Here is a 20,513-nt window from a genome sequence, read left to right as displayed (position 1 = left end):
CATGGGATCTCGTGCCGCCTCCTGCCTGCTGCTCGCCGGCCTCGCCGGCTTCGTCCCTCCGGTCGCCGCCGCATCCACTCCCAGCACGCCGGCCGAGGACGCCGCGATCCTCACCCGCGTGGAGGCGATGCTCACCGAGGGCGACGCCGCCGGGGCAAAGGCGGCGATCGCGCCGCTGCTCGCCCACCGGCCGCGCGAGCCGCGCGCCCTCTACCTGCGCGGCAGCGCCCGCTGCATGGCCGGGGAGCTCGCCGCTTGCCGCGTCGACCTCGAGCAGGCCGTGGCCGTCGATCCGACGCTGCGCCCGGCCTGGCTCGGACTCGCCGGGCTGGCGGTCGCCGACAAGCGCTGGGACGACGCGCTCGCCGCGTTCACCCGCGCGGAGGCGCTCGACCCGACCGCCGCCGACAACGACCTCAACCTCGGCGCGACGCTGCTCCTCGCCGGTCGCCTGCAAGAGGCCGCGCCGCGCTTCGAGCGCTACGCGGCCCGCGATCCGCGATCGGCCGAGGCACGTTTCCGCATCGCCAAGAACTACGCTCTGGCCGGCTACGCGGCATTCGCCGCGCGCGAGCTCGAACGGGCGATCGCCCTCGACGAGACCTCGCGCGTCCGCGCCCGCTTCGACGCCAACTTCGCCGAGCTGCTCGCCCATCCGGCATTCGCGCCGCTGCTCGAGGTCGACCGGTACCAGATTCCGGCCGGCTATCGGCTCGACCGGCGGAGCTTCGATCGTCCCTACGACGGCCCCTCGGGCAAGCTCCTCGCCGCGGTGCGCGACGCCGTCCTGTTGTCGGGCAGCCGCTTCGACCCGCGCGTCGACGCGACGGCGAACTGGGCGATCCTCTGGTCGACCTTTCGCATCAAGGTGGCCACTGCGACCGACGGTCGCGGGGTCGTCGAGCTGAGCGCTCCCCCCGAGGCGTTCACCGCGGTGGAGTGGCAGCAGGCGACCCGGCGCTTCTACGCCGAGGTGGCGCGCCAGCTCCTGCTGTCGCAGAAGTAGCGACCGGCGCGGGCGCGTCGCCCGGCAGCGGAGCCGTGGCGCCTCGGCCGGGACGACGTCCGTCCACGCCGCCCCGCGTTTCGTCTTCCTGGATCAGAGGCGCAGCAGCACGGCGCCCCAGTGCAGCCCGGCACCGAGCGCGGCGAAGGCCACGAGCGACCCGGGCTTGGCCTTGCCGTGCTCCCGCGCTTCGTGGAAGCAGAGCGGCAGCGTCGCCGAGGTGGTGTTGCCGTAGCGCTGGATGTTGTTGTGCACCTTCTCGTCGGGCAGCCCCAGGACCTTCTGGGCCGCCTCGTTGATCCGCAGATTGGCCTGGTGCATCACCAGCAGGTCGAGGTCGGCGGTGCTGTAGCCGTGGCGCTGCAGAAGGCGAAGCGTCGCCTCCGGCATCCGCGTCACCGCCAGCTTGAAGACCTGGCGCCCCTCCATCACCGGCACGGCGTCTCCCGCCGCCAGTTGCTCGGCGGAGACGAAGGGGCGACGGGCCGAGCCGACTCCCGGGACGTAGAGGATCCCCTGGTGCGCACCGTCGCCGTGCAACTCGGCACCGAGGATGCCGCGACCGTCTCCCGAGCCGTCGGCCCGGAAGACCATCGCGCCGGCCGCGTCACCGAAGAGGACGACGAGGTGGCGGAAGCGCGAGTTCCAGGCGAGCTCCTCGGGCGAGAGCGGGCCGTCGTCACGGCCGAGCAGGACGTCCCAGGTACGCCGCGAGAACGGCATCAACGAGGTGTGCACGTCGGTGCCGACGAGCAGGACGCAGCGCGCCACGCCACTGGCGATGAGCGCCTGCACCACCTGGAGCCCGTAGGCGAAGCCGGCGCACTGCTGGCGCAGGTCGAGCGCCGGCACGGTCGCCGCGCCGAGCCGCTGTTGGATGAGGGTGCCGCAACCCGGGAAGTAGTGGTCGGGCGTCATCGTCGCGCAGACGATGTAGTCGATCTCGCCCGCCGCGATCCCCGCGTCGTCGAGCGCCGCCTGAGCCGCCTGAGCGCCGAGCTCCGCGGCGCCGACGCCCTCTTCGACGAAGTGCCGGGTCACGATGCCGCTGCGCTCGCGGACCCATTCGTCGGTGGTCTCGAGCACGCGAGCCATCGTGGCGTTGTCGATGGTGAGCGGCGGCACGGCGACGCCGCAGCCGGCCAGCACGGCAGACGGGAGAGTCATGCGGATCTCCGCGGCTCGGCCGCGTCGGCAAGGCCGGGGCGGCCGCCCGACGAGCGGGGGCGATAGGTCTCGGTGAGATCGCCGCGATGGATGAAGCGATACGAGAGTCTGGCCTGCTGCCCACCGATCCCGACGGTGCCGGGGTCGTAGAACCAGACCTCGATCGGCGGATCGCGCGGATCCGGGCTCATCTCGAAGTCGACCTTCTTCGGCGGGCCGAAGAGGATCAGCACCGCACCGCGGTCGGTGCGCCGGCCACGGAATCCCGACTCGCTGAGCAGCCGGTCGGCCTCGAGCGAGCGGCTCTCGAAGAGCTGCAGCGCCTCGTTCTCCGGTGTCGCCGGCTTGGGGTCGCGCTGCGCCCAGAACTGGGTGACGAACCGCTCGGCCTCGGCGTCGGAGCCCAGCGCGAGGAAGCGCCGTGCCTCCTCCGGCGTGGCGAGCCGCGAGATCGCCCCGACCAGCCACTGGGCGTACTCCGGGCCGAGGGCGGGGTTGGTGAGGTCGGCGACCTGGCGGCCGCGCGGCGAGGGCGCCGCGCAGCCTGCGGCCAGGAGGAGAACCACCCAAGGGAGCTGGCGACGCGGCGACATCAGCCCAACCGCAACAGGTCGAGGAACTCTTCGCGCACCGGCTTCTGGTGGAAGGCCCCGCGAATCGCCGAAGTCACCGTTACCGCGCCGGGCTTCTTGACGCCGCGCATCTCGACGCAGAGATGCCGCGCCTCGACCACCACCATCACGCCGAGCGGCGAGAGCGAGGACTCGAGGAAATCGGCGACCTGCTCGGTCAGCCGCTCCTGCAACTGCGGCCGCTTGGCGTAGAACTCGAGGATGCGGGCGAACTTCGAGAGCCCGAGGATGCGGTCGCGCGGGATGTAGGCCATGTGCGCATGGCCGTAGAACGGCACGAGATGATGCGAACAGAGCGAGAAGAAGGGGATCTTCTTCTCCATCACCATCGCCCGGTAGCCTTCGTCGTTCGGGAAGCTGGTGACCTTCGGCTCGGCCCCTTCCGACAGGCCGTGGAACATCTCGAGGTAGAGGCGCGCCACGCGGCGATCGGTCTCGCGCAGGTTGGCCTCCTGCAGATCGAGCCCGAGCTCCTCGAGGATGCCCCGGACATGGGCAGCGATGCGCTCGAGCTTGCCGGCCTCGCTGTCGCGCGCGTCCCTGCCGGAGGGGCCGCTCGTCAAGGGAACCGGATCGTGGGGGAGGTCGCTCATGAGGTGATCTGCGATCCTACCGCAGCCCACGGCACCGGCGCGGTGAGCGACGCCATCGCTTTTTCTGCATTGGGCAGCCTCTTCGCCTTGCCGGGCCTTAGAATCCGATTTCATGACGACGTTCGCTCCGGCTCCGCGCCACCCCGCCCTTGCTGACGCCCTCGGCGAGCTTCCCACCGAGCCGTTCACCGAGCCGTTCCATCGCTCGGTCGAGCTGGTCGAGCGCTACGGCGGCGACTGGGCGCTCGAGCTCGCCGCTCGCCTCGGTCTCGCCGACGGGCTCGCCTCTCCCGCCGACGCGGCGGAGCTGGCCGCCCGGAGGGGATTCGCCCCCTCGTTCGTGCCGGCGCTCGACTGGATTCTCCGGCGCCTCGCCGCCGACCGAGCGGTCGCCGTCACCCCCGATGGCCGCTACCACGCTGCGGGCGAGCTGCCCGCCCCCTCGCTCGCCGAGTTGCGCTCGCTCGGCCTCGCCGAGGACCCGGCGATCCGCCCGACACTCGACCTGCTCGACCTCGCGGGAGGCTTGTATCCGGCGCTGGCGCAGGGCGAGGCGCACGGCGAGCGCGCCCTCTTCGGCACCGGCAACATCGCCCTCTGGTGCGACTACTTCGACAACCGCAACCCGGTCTACGCGATCAACAATCGGGTCACCGCCGTTGCCGTCTCGCATCGGTTGCCCGGCGAGGGCCCGAGCTCGGTGCTCGAGGTCGGTGCCGGTGCCGGCAGCGCCACCGCCGCCCTGCTCGAAGAGCTCGAACGCGCCGGTCGCCTGGGCGTGATCGGACGCTACGAGGTCACCGAGCCGAGCGCTTTCTTCCGCCGTCGCGGCGAACGGAATTCGCGCGCCCGCTTCCCCGGCGTGCCGCTGCGCTACGACACGCTCGACATCAACCCGCCCCTCGCGGGCGAAGCGCTCGCCGGCGACGGATTCGACCTGATCTTCGGGGTCAACGTCCTGCACGTCGCGCGCGACCTGCCGGCCACCCTCGCCGCTCTCGTCGGCCGCCTCAAGCCGGGAGGATGGCTGGTGGCCGGAGAGTGCATCCGCCTCTTCCCCGGTCAGCCGGTCGCCGCCGAGCTGGTGTTCCTCGCCCTCGAGGGCTTCGTCAACGTCGAGCTCGACCGCGAGCGCCGACCCAACCCCGGCTTCCTCACCCCGGAACAGTGGCTGCGCCTGTTCGCCGAGGCCGGTCTCTCGCCGGTCGAGATCGTTCCCGACCTCACCCGGGTCCGCGACCTCTACCCGCGGTTCCACACCGGCGCCATCTGCGGCCGCCGCGTCCGCTGACGGAGTCTTCGTATAATCGTGGGGAAGAGGAGCGCCCCCATGTCCCGGATCACCATCGAGTACTGCGTCGTTTGAAACTACCTGCCGCGCGCCGCCGGTCAGGCGGCCGAGATCGAACGCGAGCTGGGCATCCTCCCCGAGTTGATCCGGGGTCGCAACGGCGTCTTCGACGTGCGCCTCGACGGCCAGATCGTCTACTCGAAGTGGGAAACCGCACGCTTCCCCCAGCCCGGCGAAGTGGTCGCCAGTCTGCGCGACCGCCTGGGAACCTGAACGCTTGCTGATCGCCGCCGCGCTCCTCGCGGCGGGCCTGCTGGCATTCGCCGCCCTCGTCGCCTTCGAGCGACACCGTGCCCCGGCGCTCGCTCCGGCCGAGACCGAGTCGAACGGCGGGCCGCCGCTCGTCACCGTCCTGCTGCCGGTGCGCGACGAAGAGGCCGACGTCGTCGCCTGTGTCGAAACGCTCCTCGGCCAGACCGCTCGTCCCCGCGTGCGGGTCATCGACGACAGCTCGAGCGACCGGACCGTCGAGCGGGTGGAAGGGTTGATCGCCTCGCTGCCGGCCGCCGGACGACGGCTGGAGGTGGTCTCCGCCGGCGACCTGCCCGAAGGCTGGCGCGGCAAGGTGCATGCGCTCGACCGCGGCCTCGACGGGGTCGATTCGCCCTGGATTCTCACCACCGACGCGGACACGCGCCACGCCTCCACGGTCCTCGCTCGCGCCCTCGCCACGGCGCAGCGCGACGGTCTCGATCTCCTCTCGCTCGCCGGACACCAGAAGGTGGCGGGCCTCGGCGAGGCCCTGCTGACGCCGCCGGTCTTCGCCCTGCTCGACCGGACACTCGGCGACTGGCGTCCCCAGGCCCGCGGCACGGCCGCCTCCCCGCTCGCCAACGGCCAGTTCCTGCTGATGCGACGCGAGGCGCTCGGCGCGGCTGGGGGTTTCGCCGCCATTCGCCAGGCGGCGCTCGACGACGTGGCGCTGGCGCGTGCGTTCCAGTCGGCGGGACGGCGCACCGGCTTCGTGCGCGCCCTCGACCTGCTCGACGTGCGCATGTACCGCGGGCTCGTCGCCACGTGGCGCGGCTGGCGGCGCAATCTGGCCTTGATCTTCGGCCATCGGCCAGGGCGGCTCTGGGCCATCGTCCTGGCGCTCGCCGCGCCGGGGACCCTCGCGCTCGCGGCGCTCGCCGGCGGCGCGTGGCGACCGGCCGCCATCCTCTGGGCCGGCGGCGTGGCGGCCTCGGCCATCCTGCGAGCGACCAGCTCGCACCCGCTGCGGCACGCCTGGCTCTGGCCTTGGGACAGCTTCGCGCTGGCCCTGCTGCTCGCCGTCGCCCGCCGCGACGTTCGCCGAGGCCGACTCGCCTCCTGGAAGGGGCGGCCGATCGTGCCCGATCAGTCCGGGGAGAGCGACGCCTCGTAGCGACCGCGCTGGCCCGCGGTCTCCTCGACCGCAACCGCCAGCGAATCGAGCGGCAGGCCGGCGAGGTCGCGCGACAGGATCCCCCAGAGATGTCGGGCCAGGAGCTCGACCGAGGTGTTGACGCAGGGCAGCAGCACGACCTCCGACTCCGGGAAGACGTAGCGACGACCGGCGTAGCGCACCTCCACCTCACCCCCGGCGATGGCGATCGCGAGCCAGTCCGACCCGGTCGGCACGAGGATCCGGTCGTCGAGCGCCGCGCAGCAGTCGCGCACCGCCCGCTTCAGGCGATCGAAATCCACCAACAGCCCGCGTTCGTCGAGCGACGGGCCGGACACGGCGATCGAGACGCGATAGTTGTGGCCGTGCAACCGCTCGGCCGCCTCCGGCCCGAAGAGCGTGAAATGCGCCGCGGAGAACTTGAAGTCCTCCTTGGCGAGCTCGATGCGGTAGCCGGAAGGGGCACTCATGGCGGCATTGTAGCCCGCCGACGGCGGCCCCTCCGCGGCCCTGTCGCGCGCCGACGGCCGACCGACGACGGGCGACGAACGGTGATCAGCTCTCCGGCGGCTCCTCGCCGTCCTTCGGGCGGCGACGGAACCCCGGTCGCGAGCCACCTGCCGGTCGGCGCGGACCCGACGCGCCCCCGGGCCCGGCCGGACGAGGCGGACGACCGCCGCGGGGCGGACCGCCAGGGCCATCCCGACGCGGCGGGCGATCGCCCGAGGGCGGTCGACGATCGGATCGCGGCGGGACGTCGCTGCGGGACTCGCGGCGCGGCTTGAACGGACGATCCGGGCGCGAGCCACCGCCCGAGGGAGACCGTCCCTCGCGACGCGGCGGGCGATCCCCCGACGGCGGAGCACCCTCGCGACGCGGCGGACCGTCGATCACGAACTCGCGGCGCGGCTTGAACGGGCGCTCCGGGCGCGAGCCGCCACCCGAGGGAGGCCGTCCCTCGCGACGCGGCGGGCGATCCCCCGACGGCGGAGCACCCTCGCGACGCGGCGGACCGTCGATCACGAACTCGCGACGCGGCTTGAACGGACGCTCCGGGCGCGAGCCGGCACCCGAGGGAGGCCGTCCCTCGCGACGCGGCCGGCGATCCCCCGACGGCGGAGCGCCCTCGCGACGCGGCGGACCGTCGATCACGAACTCGCGACGCGGTTTGAACGGACGCTCCGGGCGCGAGCCGAACGCCGGCGCGCGATCCCTCCCTCGCCCGGGGGCCCCCATCCGCCGTTCGCGCGCGGCGCGACGGGCCTCGATCTCGCGCTGCTGCTTGGCGGCGCGTTCGATCGCCAGGAACGACTCGCCGACCTCCGGCGTCCGCGTCGCATCCGGCTCGACCTCGACGCGCTCGGGCGACGGTCGATCGCTCTCGACGAGCTGAACCAGCAGCTCGAGATGGCCGGTCTGCGGGAAGAGGTCGATGAAGGCCAGCTGCTCGACGTCGTAGACGGAGAGCAGGCGGCGAAGATCGCGGGCCAGTGTCGCCGAGTGGCAGGAGAGGTAGGTCAGACGTTTCGGTCGACGGGCCAGCAGGGTGTCGAGCACCGCACCCGACAGGCCGGCGCGCGGCGGATCGACGACGACGCGGTCGGCGCCGGCGGGCAGGCCGTCGCCGATCCACGATTCCACCGCCTGCGCCACGACCTCGCCCTGCGGCAGGAAGGGCAGGCCCGCACCGCTGCCCGCCGCGCGGCGATCGGCGCGGAAGTTCAGGCGGGCGAAACGCGCGGCGATCCGGTCGCCCTCGACCAGCACGACGTCGCGGTAGCGTCGCGATAGCGGCAGCGCGAAGAGTCCGACACCGCCGTAGAGGTCGTAGGCGCGCTCACCGGTCCAGGATCCGACCACCCGTTCGACCAGCTCGCCGAGCAGACCGCGATGTCCCTGGAAGAAGCAGCGGGCGTCGAAGCGGTAGTCGAAGCCGCCGACGCGCAGCGAGATGTCGCCGTGCGGCAGTCCGGCGAGCACCGGCGCCACGGTGATCTGCCCGGGCTCACCCGCCGCGAGGTCGATCCGTCGCGGCGCGCCGCCCGGCGGCAGCCGCCGGCCGAGCGTCGCCAGCTCGGCCTCGAGCTCCGGCACCAGCACCGGGCAGCGGTCGATCGCAACCAGCTCGCGACTGCGACGCGCGAAGTAGCCGACGACGGCACCGCCCGCGCTCTCCTCGACGTGCAGCTGACAGCGCAGGCGCCAGCCCCAGGGATCGCCGGCGACGATGTCGACGCCGGAAGCCGGCAGCTCGAAGCCGGCGATCCGCTTCAGTGTCTCGGCCACCGCCAGCACCTTGAGCCGCACCTGCAGGCGGTCGTCGAGATGCTGCAGATCGCAACCGCCGCAGCGTTCGAAATGCGGACAGGGCGGCTCGCGGCGCCCCGGACCCGGAGCGATCAGCTCGAGCAGCTCGGCACGCGCGTAGTCCGGCCGGCGCTCCACCAGTCGCACGCGCACGCGATCGCCGGGCGCCGTGCGCGGCACGAAGACAGGGATCCCCTCGAAGCGCCCCAGACCCTCGCCCCCGGCGACCAACTGGTCGATCGAGAGCTCGAGCTCCTCGAGCTCGGCGAGCCGCTGCGCGACGGTGCTCTCGCTCATCGCCGTCCCCTTCCCGCATTCATGGTTCGGCGAGCAGGATGCGGATCCGTCCGGCGAGTCTCGGCAGACAACGAGCGACCTCCCTTTCGAGCTCCTCGCGCCGATGCCGGCGACTGAGGTGATAGAGCACCACGACCTCGTTGGCGAACCGCTCCTGTCGCTCGACGAGGTCCTCGAGGTGCAGGTGACCGAACTCCCCCGCCCGCTCGCGGTGCCGCGCGGCGAGGAAGGTGCACTCGACCATCAGCACGCGGCTCTCGTAGAGCTCCGGCTGCCGGTCGAAAACCTGCGGTCCGGTGTCGCCGCAGTAGGAGAGCCAGCGCTCTTCGGCCAGCTCTTCGACGGCCACGCCGCGCCGCTTGAGCTCGACCAGCTCCTCGGCGGCGAGGTCGCGGTAGGCCTCGCCGAGGTGCCGGCGACGGCGCAACAGATGGTAGCCCAGGCCCGGCACGACGTGGGCAGAGGCGAACGCCTCGACGGCCAGGTCGCGCCCCACCTCGACCCGGTCCCCCGGCGCGAGCGGCAGCAGCTCGAACGGATACGAGGTCCGCTCGAGCCGCTCGGCCGCGGCGATCAAGCCGCGCAGATCGTCGGCGATCTCCGCCGGACAGTAGACGCGCCGCCCCTCCGGATGCTCGAGGGCGCGCCGCGACAGCAGGTAGGGCACGCCGAGCGCGTGGTCGAGGTGACCGTGGGTGAGGAAGATCTGGCGCACCCCGGCGAGCGCCAGGGGCCCGCGGCCGGCATCGAAGGCGAGCCCCGGCGGCGAGACGCGGAACCAGGTCTCCTCGCCGGCGCGCGAGCTCCCCTCGATCGCCAGCTCGCCGAGCTGCAGTCTGTTGGCGCGCGTGCTCATCGCGGAAGTCCTGCCGCCGGCGGGACGCCCGCGCGGCGCGGCGTCAGATCTCGTGATAGAGCCAGCGCTTCGTCCATTCGAGGCGATGCTCGACGCTCTTCCAGTCCGGCTCGATCAGCCAGAGCGCCGCGGCGATCGACGAGAGCAGCGAGTTGCCGTCCTGGGGGGTGAAACAGAAGCCGTAAAGGTCGCGGTTCTTGCGCACGGCGAGCGTCGGGGTGACCAGCACGGTCTGCGACAGGATGCGGCCGTAGTAGCCGTGGTCGCGACCGAAGCTGAAGATCTCGTTGGCGTTGCGCTTGTCGGTCAGCGCCACCAGCGGGTTGGCACTCAGACGGTCGATCATCTCCTGCTTGGTGATGTCGCGGTCGAAGCGCAGGTTGAACCAGATCTGGTGCATGTACTGCGTGTTGAGCTTGACGGAGCTCGAGAAGAGATCGAAATCGAGGTGCAGCGTCTCGAAGACGCGATGCGCGTCGTGGGCGTGGTGCGTGCCGAAGCCCGGATCGTCGTGCTTGCCGGCCTGTGGCGCCGGGCTGAAGTCCTTGGTCTGCGAGATATCGTTCGAGCGGCGCATGCAGACGAAGGTGCCGCGCTCGAGCGAGTAGCGCCCGTCCTGCTCGAGGGCGAGCGTCTTGATGAGCGTCGTGATGTTGTGGGTGTTGCAGGAGACGATCTGGATGAAGCGGTCCTCACCCGGAATCAGCGCCTCGTCGTTGACTCCCGTGGCGTAGGGCTTGCCGAATCCCGCTTCGCTGCCCTGGGCGAGGAACCCCTTGGGACCGACGACGTGGTCGTAGAACTTCGACTTCATGTCGTTGCCGGCCGGCGTGCAGTCGATCACCACGGTGGCGCGGGCAAGCGCCTCGTCGGCTTCGTAGGACACCTCGTGGCCCATCCGCTCGAAGGCGTCGCGCTGGTCGCTGTCGACCGCCAGCTTGGCGCCTCGGGCCATCAAGTGCTTGATCTTCGCCCGGTCCGAAGAAAGGGGCGTGCGCTTGTGGAAGGTGACCTCGTCGACTCCGAGATAGTGCTTGAAATCGGTGAACAGCCCGATAAGCGGCTCGCCGATCGTGCCCGTGCCCACGACGTGGATAATCGTCTTCTTCATGATTCCCTCCCAGGCGGGTATTCGAGCGTCGCGCCGAAGGCGCGAGGGTGGAAAAAGGTTAGCACAGGGCCCGCCGGCCCTCGATCTTCAACCCTCTCCGCCGCCCGCTCCCACGGCCCCGCCTCTCCACTCCGGATCGCGCCGCGCGAACTCGTCGATCTCGCGTGGCAGCTCGATCAGGGTGCGGGTCACCGCCGGATCGCAGCGGTCGTTCTCGCACTCGTAGGTGTAGATGTTCCAGGCGTCGCGCCGGCCGAATCCGACCAGCGTCTGGTAGGTATTACAATTCCCGCACTTCACCGAAATGTCCCGGATGTCGACCATCGTCTCTCCTTCGCGCCCCGAGGCTGCCGGCCAGTCTAGCTTCTGGTCGGGTCGCCGCACCGGGCTCGTTCGGCTGGGGGTCGTGATGGCCGCCGGCGTCCTCCTCGCTGCGGCCGCACCGCCCACCGCTCCCGTCCCGCCACCTGCCAAGCTCCCGGTGTTCGCCGAGGAGGTGTCGGTCGGTTGGGTGCTGGTGCCGGTCGTGGTGCGAGGTCGAGGTGGCTACGTGCGCGATCTCGAGGCCGGGGACTTCCGACTCCAGGTCGATGGTCGGCCGGTGAAGATCCGCGAGCTCGAGCGCCGCTCCGAGGCCCCGTGGAGCATCGTCGTGCTGCAGGACGTCTCCGGCAGCATGGCGGAAGCCGACAAGCTCGAGGCGAGCCGCCAGGCGCTCGGCCTCTTCCTCGATCGCGCCATCCCGGGCGACGAGCTCGCCGTGGCCTCGTTCGCCGGCGGCGCGACCCGGGTGGAGGTCCCGTTCACCGAGGACCTCGGAGCGGTGCGCGAGGCGATGGACGCCTGGGAGGCCTACGGCACCACCGCCCTGCACGACGCCATCGCTCGTCTGCCCGAGATCGCCAGCGCGGCACGCCATCCGAAGCGGGCGGCGCTGTTGATCACCGACGGCGTCGACAACGCCAGCCTGCTTTCAGCCACTCAGGCCCGCGAGGTGGTCCGCCAGGCCGAGCTCCCGGTCTATGTGCTCGGGTTGTCGACCGGCGACCCCTTCCAGCTCGACCCGAGCGGCGCCAAGCTCTTCCGCTACGCCGATGCGTTGAATCTGCTTGCCAGCCTGACCGGAGGCCGCTACCATGCGATCACCGGGCCCGACGCGATGAAGGAGGCCTGCGCGGCCATCGCCGACGACTTGCGGTATCAGTACGTGCTGAGCTTTCCGACCGCACCTTCCGGCAAGATGGTCTTTCACCGTCTCACGGTCGACGTCCCGGGCCGCAAGAACCTCCGGGTCCTCACCCGGGCGGGGTACGACGGAACATCTCCGACTCCCTGAGCCGGAGGTCGGCGGCGGCGAGTGGCCGAGTCGACGCCGGCGGACCCCACGACCGCGCCGAGTAAAGGAGAATCGATGCGCCACCAGACCCTTGCCTTCTCGACCTTGACGCTGCTCGCCCTCGGAACCGTCGGCTGCGCCACCAAGGAATACGTCTCCGGCGAAGTCCAGACCGTCAATCGCCGGGTCGACACCGTCCAGACGCAGGTCGAGGACGCCCAGACCCAGCTCAAGCAGCACGACGAACGGCTCTCGGCCAACGCCCAGGAGACGCAGAAGGCCTCGAAGACCGCCCAGGAGGCGCTCGATCGCGCTCTGGCCGCCGGCAAGCTTGCCGAAGGCAAGTTCCTCTACGAGACCGTCCTGTCCGACGACAAGATCCGCTTCGGCTTCAACAAGACCGAGCTCGCCGACGCGGCCAAGGTCGCACTCGACGAGCTGGCCGCCAAGCTCAAGGGCGAGAACAAGCCGGTCTACGTCGAGATCCAGGGTCACACCGACTCGATCGGCAGCGACGACTACAATTACAAGCTGGGTGAGTCGCGGGCCGAGGCGGTACGCCGCTATCTCAGTCTCAAGGGGATGCCGTTGCACCGCATGTCGGTGATCTCCTACGGCGAGACCTCGCCGGTGGCCGACAACAAGACGCGTGAGGGGCGCGATCAGAACCGCCGCGTCGTGCTGGTGGTCCTGCAGTAGCCCGGCCGTCGATCCGGTGCGCGCCAGCCGGCAGGGCCCCTCGCCCGCTCGGGCTTCGGCGACGCGCGCGACGCCCGAGGGTCACGTCCCGGGCCCGCGCGGTGGATTGTCCCGCCGGGTTGGACGGTCGAACCGCCAACCCGGCCCCTCCTTCGACCCCCGCTGATGGGTCGTGACGATCCCGGACGTCGCCGCGACATCGACGGAATGCGGGCCCTGGCGATCACCCTGGTGATCGCCTATCACCTGGCACCCCGGGGGTTGCGCGGCGGCTTCATCGGCGTCGACGTCTTCTTCGTGCTCTCGGGCTACCTGATCACGCAGATCCTGGTGGCCGACGGCGAGCCGGGACGGTTTCGCCGCTTCTACGAGCTGCGCATCCGACGACTGGCGCCGGCCCTGGTCGTCGTCCTGGCGACGACCCTGCTCGCGGGTCGCTGGCTGCTGCTTGCCGGCGAGCTGCGCGAGCTGGCGAGCCACACCCTCGCGGCGACACTCTTCGTCGCCAACATCGCCTTCTGGTTCGGCAGCGGCTACTTCGACAGCCGGGCGATCGAGAAACCGCTGCTCCACCTCTGGTCGCTCGGCATCGAAGAGCAGTTCTATCTGCTCTGGCCCGTCCTGCTCTGGTGGCTGGTGCGCCGTCCGCGGCGCGTCTTGCCGACGACGCTCTGCCTGGCGCTGGCCTCCTTCGCCGCGACCGTCGCCGTCTCGGCCTCCTCGCCCGATGCGGCCTTCTACCTCCCGTGGTTTCGCTTCTGGGAGCTCCTCGCCGGCGCCTGCCTGGCCCACCTCCAACCGACCGCACCCGTCACCCGGGCGGCCTGGCGCACCGAGCTCGCGGCATGGGTCGGCGGCGGACTGATCCTCGGCGGAGCTGTCGCCATCGACCCGGCAGCGCCTTTCCCGTCGTGGTCGGCGCTCGCCCCGGTCGTCGGTACCGCCCTGCTGTTGCGCGCCGCTCCCGGCACCTGGCTCGGGCGGCGGGTGCTGTCGCATCCGCTCGCCGTCGGCCTGGGGATGGTGAGCTACCCGCTCTACCTCTGGCACTGGCCGCTCTTGTCGTTCCAGGAGGTGGCGACCCCGCAAGCCTCCCTGGCGCTGCGCTCCGCGGCGATGATCCTGGCGCTGATCCTGGCGACGGCCACCTATCGCTGGGTCGAGATGCCGGTCCGCACGCTCTACTCCCGGTGGCCGCGACCCACCGTGCTGGCGTTGAGCGCAGCGCTCCTCGCGGTCGCGGGGTCCGCCGCGATCCTGCGCTCCGTTCCGCTTCGCCCGCTCGTCGAGCCCTCGCCGATGGCCGAGTTGCTGCAGCAGGAGCTCTTCCGCGACGGCGAGCTGCGAGCGCAGATCGCCGCGTTCCCCTGCCCCTGGCCGGAGCCGTTGCCGGCGTCGGGGCGACGGTACTGCAGCAGCAGCGGCGGAACGGGGAGCGCGACGCGGATCGTGATGTGGGGCGACAGCACCGCCGAGTCCTGGGGACCACTCGCTCACGCCGTGGCCAGACGACGGGGCGGCGAGGCCGAGGTCCTCTCGATCTCGGGTTGCCCACCGTTGCTCGCCGTGCGGACGCCGCTTCATCCGGGATGCGAGCTCGACGACTCGACCTGGAAGCTGGCGTTTCTCGAGTCCGCCCGGCCGACGCTGATCGTCCTCACGGCGCGTTGGGGCGCCTACGTCAACGAACCGGTGCCGGGCGAACGCGGGCCGGGACACCTCGTGACGACGTCCCCGCGCGATCTGCCGTCGCTTGCTTCGAGTCGCGAGGCGATGACGTCCCGGCTGCCGGAGACGATCGCCCGGCTCGCCCGAATCGCACCGGTGGTCGTCATCGCCTCGGTTCCCGACCTGGCGCGATCGCCGGTCGGCGCGCTGCAGCGCGGGCTCGAATTCCGGGTCAGCCGCGCGGATCACGAAGCGCGGCAACGTTCGGTCGTCGCGCAGCTGACCGAGATCGCCGCGCACGAGCCCCGCGTGAAGGTCCTCGATCCCGCGGTGAGGCTCTGTGCCAGCGGAAGCTGCGAGGCCGTGATCGACGGCACCCTGTTCTATACCGACGAGACCCACGTCTCGGCGCAGGGCGCGCTCGCCTTCGAGGCGGAGCTCACCGCCCTCCTGCCGCCGCCGGCGCCGTAGGCGGGTGGCGCGCCGCGCTCTCTAGCTCGAAGCGGCAGCGGCAAGCGCCTTCTCGATCGTCGCGGCGTCCGTCAGCCCGGACTCCTTGAGAACGACGCGGCCGTGGCGGTCGAGGACGACGATCGTCGGCAACGCCATCACTTCGAACGAGTCGGCGACCCGGCTTCCCGGATCGAGCAGCACCGGATACTCGAACGGGTTCTCCTGGGCGAACTGGCGTACCGTGGCCTCTTCCTCGCCGACGCTCACGGCAAGGAACTGCACGGGGCGACCGTGCTGCGTTCGATGGAGCCCGGCGAGCACCTCGGCCTGCATGCGGCATGGCCCGCACCAGGTCGCCCAGAAGTCGACGAGGACCACCTGGCCGGCGAAGTCGGCGGGACCGAGCTGGCGACCGTCGAGCGAGGCGAGCCGGAAGGCGGGCGCCGCCGGGGCCCCGCCGCCGGTCTCCACCCCGGTCAGCGGGGCGGCGCGGCGCTGAAGCGTCGAGAAGAGGCCCGCCGCAGCGATCGCGGCGAGCGCCAGGCCCAGGGCGATCGGCCATGGCACGCGCGGCCGGCTGGGAGGGGGCACCATCGAGGTGGGGTCGCTCATCGGGCGGCGAGCTTACCGTGTCGGGAGAGGACAAAAAAAGAGCCGCGACCGCGCGGGTCGATCGCGACCCGCGGGCACGGCTCGACAGTGCAGCGACAGCGAGGCTTACTTCTTGGCGGTCTTCTTGGCCGCCTTCTTCGCGGGCTTCTTCGCAGCCTTCTTCGCAGCCTTCTTGGTCGCCATCTCCTGGCCTCCCTGCCCCCGCGCCGCGGGAGCGGCCGGTCCACCGCGGACCGGCTCTAGACGGAGCGCTCCATTGCGCCCCGGACTCCGGCGGACGCCGAGGCATCCGCCAACGCAAGAGGCCGGAGAGGCACCTGCCCCCCCGGCCTCGACGCTCCAGTCGACCGGCCGGCCGCGCGCTGCGCGACCCCCGCTGCTCCGGCGTTCACTCGCCCCGTCCGCACCGTCTCCGTCTCAGCTGCACCCGCTCGTCGAGCCGCAGTTGAGGCACTTGTAGCAGGTCCCGTTGCGCACCATGATCGACCCGCACTCGTGGCACGACGGAGCGTCCTGCTGGTAGAGGAAGCTCACCTTCGCCTGCTCGACCATCGGCTCGGGGCGAGCCGTTGCCGGCTTGGCCTCGACCGCCGGCAGCAGGGGCTCGTCGCGCATCACCACCCCGGCCTGCTGCTTCTGTTCCGCGTTGAGGAACTTCGACGCCAAGTAACGGAAGATGTAGTCGGTGATCGACTTGGCGATCGGGATCTCCGGGTTCTTGGTGAATCCGGACGGCTCGAACCGGGTATGGGTGAACTTGTCGACCAGCGTCTTGAGCGGCACGCCGTACTGCAGCGCGATCGAGACCGAGGTGGCGAGCGCATCCATCAGGCCCGAGATCGTCGAGCCCTCCTTGGCCATCACGAGGAAGATCTCGCCCGGCTGGCCGTCCTCGTAGAGACCGACCGTCAAGTAGCCTTCGTGCTCGTTGATCGAGAACTTGTGGGTGATCGCCCGCCGCTCGTCCGGCAGCTTGCGCCGGCGCGGGCGGTTGTCCACCGCCGGAGCGGCGGCGGCCACGGCGGCGGTCGACGGAGCCGTCGCCCCCTCCCGCTTGGTCGACAGCGGCTGCGTGCGCTTGCTGCCGTCGCGATAGATGGCGATCGCCTTGAGCCCCATCCGCCACCCTTCGACGTAGGCCTGCAGCACCTCGTCGGCCGTGCAGTCCTCCGGCATGTTGATCGTCTTGCTGATCGCCCCGGAGATGTAGGGCTGCACCGCGGCGAGCATCTTGAGATGCCCCATGTAGTGGATCGAGCGCGTGCCCTTCGCGGCCTTGAAAGCGCAGTCGAAGACCGGCAGGTGCTCCTCGTGGAGGAAGGGCGCGCCCTCGATCGTGTCGTTCTCGTCGATGAACTCGACGATGGCGCGGATCTCCTCCTTGTCGTACCCGAGCCGCTTGAGGGCTGCCGGTACCGTCTGGTTGACGATCTTGATCAGCCCGCCGCCGACGAGCTTCTTGTACTTGACGAGCGCGATGTCGGGCTCGACGCCGGTGGTGTCGCAGTCCATCATGAAGGCGATCGTGCCGGTCGGCGCCAGCACCGAGATCTGGCTGTTGCGCAGGCCGTGCGACTCGGCGTGCTCGACCACCTCGTCCCAGGTCCGCTTGGCCGCCTGCAGCAGCTCGAGCGGCGCGTGGGCCGGGTCGATCCGCTTGACCGCGTCGCGGTGCTTGCGCATCACGCGCGCCATCGAGTCACGATTGCCGACGGAGCCGGCGAACGCACCGAGCCGTTCGGCGATCCGGCCGGACTGGGCATAGGACGCGCCGGACATCAGCGCCGTGATCGCGGCGGCATAGTCGCGCCCCGATTCGGAGTCGTACGGCAGGCCACGCGCCATCAGCAGCGCGCCGAGGTTCGCGTAGCCGATGCCGAGCGGCCGGTACTCGTGCGAGTTCTTGGCGATGGCCGGCGTCGGGTAGCTCGCCGGATCGACGACGATTTCTTGCGCCGTGATCACCACCTCGCAGGCATGGACGAAGCTCTCGACGTCGAAGCCGCGCTCGGCATCGAAGAACTTGAGCAGGTTGAGCGACGCCAGATTGCAGGCGGTGTCGTCGAGGAACATGTACTCCGAGCAGGGGTTCGAGGCGTTGATGCGCGCCGTGCCGGAGCAGGTGTGCCAGTCGTTGATCGTGGTGTCGAACTGCATCCCCGGATCGCCACACACCCAGGTGGCGTCGGCGATCATCTTCATCAGGTCACGCGCCTTGTAGGTGTCCATCGGCCGGCCGTCGGTGACGGCGCGCGTCGACCAGGTGCGATCCTCCACCACGGCCCGCATGAACTCGTCGGTGACGCGCACCGAGTGGTTGGCATTCTGGTAGGCGATCGAGTCGTAGGCGCCGCCCGGAACGTTGAATCCGCCGTCGTATCCGGCGTCGATGAGCGCCCAGGCCTTGCGCTCCTCGACCTCCTTGCAACGGATGAAGTCGACGACGTCGGGGTGCTGGACGTCGAGGATCACCATCTTGGCGGCGCGCCGCGTCTTGCCGCCGCTCTTGATCACTCCGGCGAAGGCGTCGAACCCCTTCATGAAGGAAACCGGGCCCGAGGCCGTCCCGCCGCCGGCGAGCGACTCGCGCGACGAGCGCAGCGTCGACAGGTTGCTTCCCGTGCCCGAGCCGTACTTGAAGAGCATCCCTTCGGTCTTGGCCAGCCCGAGGATCGACTGCATCGTGTCCTGCACCGAGTTGATGAAGCAGGCCGAGCACTGCGGGTGCTCCTCGATCCCGACGTTGAACCAGACCGGCGAGTTGAAGCAGGCCAGCTGATTGACCAGGATGTGCTTGAGCTCGTCGGCGAAGATGCCGGCGTCCTCCTCGGAGGCGAAGTAGCCGCCGCGCCGCCCCCACCCGGTCATCGTGTCGACGATGCGGCCGATCAGTTGCCGGACGCTGGTCTCGCGCCCGGGCGTGCCGAGCTGGCCGCGGAAGTACTTGCTGACCACGACGTTGGTAGCCGTCTGCGACCAGGCCTTGGGGACTTCCACCCCCTTCTGCTCGAAGACTTTCTCGCCGCGCTCGTTGCCGATGACCGCGTCGCGGATCTCCCACTCGAGGGCGTCGAACGGATCGACGCCGGCGGTGGTGAAGTAACGCCGGAAGGGGAGGCCCGTCGCCCCCCGCTCGGCGGAGGAGGTTTCGACCCGGGGCTGCTCGCCGTCCGTGCGCTCGGGGTGTGCCGTCGACTGCATTGCCTGCGCTCCTTCAGTTTCGCGCGTTTTGAAGAAACCACCGGCGACGCTCCGGGCGGGCGGAAGGGGCCGTGTGGCTCATATTGAAGCTGGCAGAACGTACGCCACCCCGCCGGGGCTGTCAAGGGGAAACCGCAACATCTAGTGGCCCGGAGTGGAGGCCGCCACAATCGCTAGGAGTCTACGCCTCCCCTGCCTTTCCGGGCGGCGGCGCTGGCCCGGACGATTCCTATAATTCGGGCATGAGCAAGTCCGCCGATCCCCATCGGGCCGCTCCGGCGCCCCGTCGCACCCCTTCCGGCATCGAGCTCGCCCCGTCCTACGGACCCGACAACCTCGCGAGCATCCCCGCCGAGCGCCCCGGCCGCTTCCCGTTCACCCGCGGCCTCTACCCCGACATGTACCGCAGCCGTCTCTGGACGATGCGCCAGTACGCCGGCTACGCCAGCGCCGAGGAGTCCAACCGGCGCTATCGCTACCTGCTCCAGAGCGGGACCACCGGTCTCTCCGTCGCCTTCGACCTGCCGACCCAGATCGGCTTCGATTCCGACCACGCGATGGCGCGCGGCGAAGTCGGCCGGGTGGGCGTCGCCGTCGATTCGATCGCCGACATGCGCCGCCTGTTCGAGGGGATCCCGCTCGACCGCGTCTCGACCTCGATGACGATCAACGCCACCGCCTCCACCCTGCTCGCCATGTACCTGGTCATCGCCGAGGAGCAGGGCGTGCCCTGGGAGAAGGTCGCGGGCACGGTGCAGAACGACATCCTCAAGGAGTACGCGGCTCGCGGGACCTACATCTACCCGCCGAAGCCCTCGCTCCGCCTGGTGGCCGACATCATCGAGTTCTGCGCCGACTCGGTGCCGAAGTGGAACCCGATCTCGATCTCCGGCTACCACATCCGCGAGGCCGGCTCGACCGCCGTGCAGGAGGTCGCCTTCACGCTCGCCAACGGGCTCTGCTACGTCTCGCAGGTGCTTGCCCGCGGCATCTCGATCGATCACTTCGCACCGCAGCTCTCCTTTTTCTTCAACGCGCACAACCACTTCTTCGAGGAGGTCGCCAAGTACCGGGCGGCTCGCCGGCTGTGGGCCGAGCTGGTGCGCGAACGCTTCGCGCCGCAGGACGAGCGCTCGTGCTGGTTGCGCTTCCACACTCAGACGGCCGGTTCGACGCTCACCGCCCAGCAGCCGGAGAACAACGTCGTCCGCGTAGCGCTCCAGGCCTTCGCCGCCGCCTGCGGCGGCACCCAGTCGCTGCACACCAACTCGCGCGACGAAGCGCTCGGTCTGCCCACCGAGGCGGCGGCGACGGTGGCCGTCCGCACCCAGCAGATCGTCGGCTTCGAGAGCGGCGCCGCCGACGTCGCCGACCCGCTTGGCGGCTCCTACCTCGTCGAGTCGCTGACCGACGCGATCGTCGCCGGCGCGCGCGACTACATCCGCCGGATCGACGAGATGGGGGGCGCGCTCGCTGCCGTCGAGCAGGGCTTCGTCCAGAAGGAGATCGCCGACTCGGCCTACGCCTGGCAGCGCGCGGTGGAGGCGGGAGACCGCAAAGTCGTCGGTGTCAACTGCTTCGAGACCGACCACGAGCCGGTGCCGGAGATCCTCACCATCGACCCCGCCGCCGAGCAGGCGCAAGCCGAGCGGACGCGCGCTTTCCGCGACGCGCGGCACCGGGAGCGGGCCGAAACCGCACGTGCAGCCCTCGCGCGCGCCGCCAGCGAGGACGGCAACCTGATGCCGACGATCCTCGCCGCGGTGCGCGCCGAGCTGACACTGGGCGAGATCGCCGACACCTTGCGGGGAATCTATGGCGAGCATCGCGAGAGCGACTGAGTCGACTCCGGCTCCGC

At 70.7% G+C, this 20,513-nt stretch carries 18 protein-coding genes; 8 read left to right on the top strand and 10 right to left on the bottom strand.

From position 1 onward, the window contains the following. Position 1 precedes the first annotated feature (1 nt). On the top strand, positions 2-1,006 hold the full coding sequence (locus IPJ17_10990; GenBank protein ID QQR72055.1) for a hypothetical protein: 1,005 nt from the start codon (positions 2-4) through the stop codon (positions 1,004-1,006). A 93-nt stretch (positions 1,007-1,099) separates the two neighbouring features. Here the strand turns inward: IPJ17_10990 and IPJ17_10985 are convergent, their stop codons facing one another. From IPJ17_10985 to folE, 3 genes are read right to left on the bottom strand one after another with little or no spacing between them, the layout of a single operon-like run. Then, entirely contained in the window at positions 1,100-2,173 is a 1,074-nt protein-coding gene (locus tag IPJ17_10985) for a 3-oxoacyl-ACP synthase (GenBank protein ID QQR72054.1), read from the bottom strand. Further along, a complete protein-coding gene (locus tag IPJ17_10980) occupies positions 2,170-2,766 on the bottom strand; it encodes a GWxTD domain-containing protein (GenBank protein ID QQR72053.1) in 597 nt (198 codons plus the stop codon). The genes IPJ17_10985 and IPJ17_10980 overlap by 4 nt, the downstream gene beginning before the upstream one ends. Continuing rightward, complete coding sequence (folE, locus tag IPJ17_10975; GenBank protein QQR72052.1) at positions 2,766-3,398, bottom strand: GTP cyclohydrolase I FolE; 633 nt, start codon at positions 3,396-3,398, stop codon at positions 2,766-2,768. Before folE ends, IPJ17_10980 begins: the two co-directional genes overlap by 1 nt. Before the next feature lie 112 nt (positions 3,399-3,510). Between folE and IPJ17_10970 the strand changes: the two genes are divergently transcribed. The 3 genes from IPJ17_10970 to IPJ17_10960 all read left to right on the top strand — a co-directional run bounded on the left by IPJ17_10970 (position 3,511) and on the right by IPJ17_10960 (position 6,115). Beyond that, entirely contained in the window at positions 3,511-4,689 is a 1,179-nt protein-coding gene (locus IPJ17_10970; GenBank protein QQR72051.1) for a class I SAM-dependent methyltransferase, read from the top strand. Positions 4,690-4,830: 141 nt separating this feature from the next. Next, the gene (locus IPJ17_10965; protein ID QQR72050.1) at positions 4,831-4,962 is read left to right on the top strand and encodes an Rdx family protein; all 132 of its coding nucleotides are present in this window, start codon (positions 4,831-4,833) and stop codon (positions 4,960-4,962) included. Positions 4,963-4,966: 4 nt separating this feature from the next. Further along, positions 4,967-6,115 carry a glycosyltransferase gene (locus IPJ17_10960; protein ID QQR72049.1) on the top strand — a complete coding sequence of 383 codons (1,149 nt, stop codon included), beginning with the start codon at positions 4,967-4,969 and terminating at the stop codon, positions 6,113-6,115. On the opposite strand, the gene IPJ17_10955 is transcribed toward IPJ17_10960, so the two are convergent. From IPJ17_10955 to IPJ17_10935, 5 genes are all read right to left on the bottom strand, one after another. Next, the gene (locus IPJ17_10955) at positions 6,088-6,585 is read right to left on the bottom strand and encodes a 6-carboxytetrahydropterin synthase (protein ID QQR72048.1); all 498 of its coding nucleotides are present in this window, start codon (positions 6,583-6,585) and stop codon (positions 6,088-6,090) included. The genes IPJ17_10960 and IPJ17_10955 overlap by 28 nt on opposite strands. 85 nt (positions 6,586-6,670) lie before the next feature. After that, a complete protein-coding gene (locus tag IPJ17_10950; GenBank protein QQR72047.1) occupies positions 6,671-8,719 on the bottom strand; it encodes a TRAM domain-containing protein in 2,049 nt (682 codons plus the stop codon). A gap of 19 nt (positions 8,720-8,738) precedes the next feature. Then, positions 8,739-9,575, bottom strand: coding sequence for an MBL fold metallo-hydrolase (locus IPJ17_10945; protein ID QQR72046.1), 837 nt, complete (start codon positions 9,573-9,575; stop codon positions 8,739-8,741). Positions 9,576-9,618: 43 nt separating this feature from the next. Beyond that, positions 9,619-10,686 carry a hypothetical protein gene (locus tag IPJ17_10940; GenBank protein ID QQR72045.1) on the bottom strand — a complete coding sequence of 356 codons (1,068 nt, stop codon included), beginning with the start codon at positions 10,684-10,686 and terminating at the stop codon, positions 9,619-9,621. Between the two features lie 87 nt (positions 10,687-10,773). Beyond that, positions 10,774-11,010, bottom strand: a complete 237-nt coding sequence (locus IPJ17_10935; GenBank protein ID QQR72044.1) for a hypothetical protein — start codon at positions 11,008-11,010, stop codon at positions 10,774-10,776. Here IPJ17_10935 and IPJ17_10930 point away from each other — a divergent pair. From IPJ17_10930 to IPJ17_10920, 3 genes are all read left to right on the top strand, one after another. Further along, entirely contained in the window at positions 11,000-12,022 is a 1,023-nt protein-coding gene (locus tag IPJ17_10930; protein ID QQR72043.1) for a VWA domain-containing protein, read from the top strand. The genes IPJ17_10935 and IPJ17_10930 overlap by 11 nt on opposite strands. A 75-nt stretch (positions 12,023-12,097) precedes the next feature. Beyond that, a complete protein-coding gene (locus tag IPJ17_10925; GenBank protein ID QQR72042.1) occupies positions 12,098-12,721 on the top strand; it encodes an OmpA family protein in 624 nt (207 codons plus the stop codon). Between the two features lie 165 nt (positions 12,722-12,886). After that, positions 12,887-14,860, top strand: a complete 1,974-nt coding sequence (locus IPJ17_10920; protein ID QQR72041.1) for an acyltransferase — start codon at positions 12,887-12,889, stop codon at positions 14,858-14,860. 21 nt (positions 14,861-14,881) lie between these two features. On the opposite strand, the gene IPJ17_10915 is transcribed toward IPJ17_10920, so the two are convergent. Both IPJ17_10915 and IPJ17_10910 read right to left on the bottom strand, forming a co-directional pair. Beyond that, on the bottom strand, positions 14,882-15,454 hold the full coding sequence (locus tag IPJ17_10915; GenBank protein QQR72040.1) for a TlpA family protein disulfide reductase: 573 nt from the start codon (positions 15,452-15,454) through the stop codon (positions 14,882-14,884). A gap of 417 nt (positions 15,455-15,871) precedes the next feature. Then, positions 15,872-18,655 (bottom strand): vitamin B12-dependent ribonucleotide reductase, encoded by a 2,784-nt coding sequence (locus tag IPJ17_10910; protein QQR72039.1) that lies wholly within the window; start codon positions 18,653-18,655, stop codon positions 15,872-15,874. Positions 18,656-18,897: 242 nt separating this feature from the next. On the opposite strand from IPJ17_10910, the gene IPJ17_10905 reads away from it, so the two are divergent. Further along, the gene (locus IPJ17_10905; protein ID QQR72038.1) at positions 18,898-20,496 is read left to right on the top strand and encodes a methylmalonyl-CoA mutase; all 1,599 of its coding nucleotides are present in this window, start codon (positions 18,898-18,900) and stop codon (positions 20,494-20,496) included. Positions 20,497-20,513: the final 17 nt, after the last annotated feature.

Source organism: Holophagales bacterium (genome assembly GCA_016699405.1).
Classification (GTDB): domain Bacteria; phylum Acidobacteriota; class Thermoanaerobaculia; order Multivoradales; family JAGPDF01; genus JAAYLR01.
The sequence above is the reverse complement of the archived record's forward strand: the minus strand, read 5'-3'. Positions and strand labels throughout refer to the sequence as shown.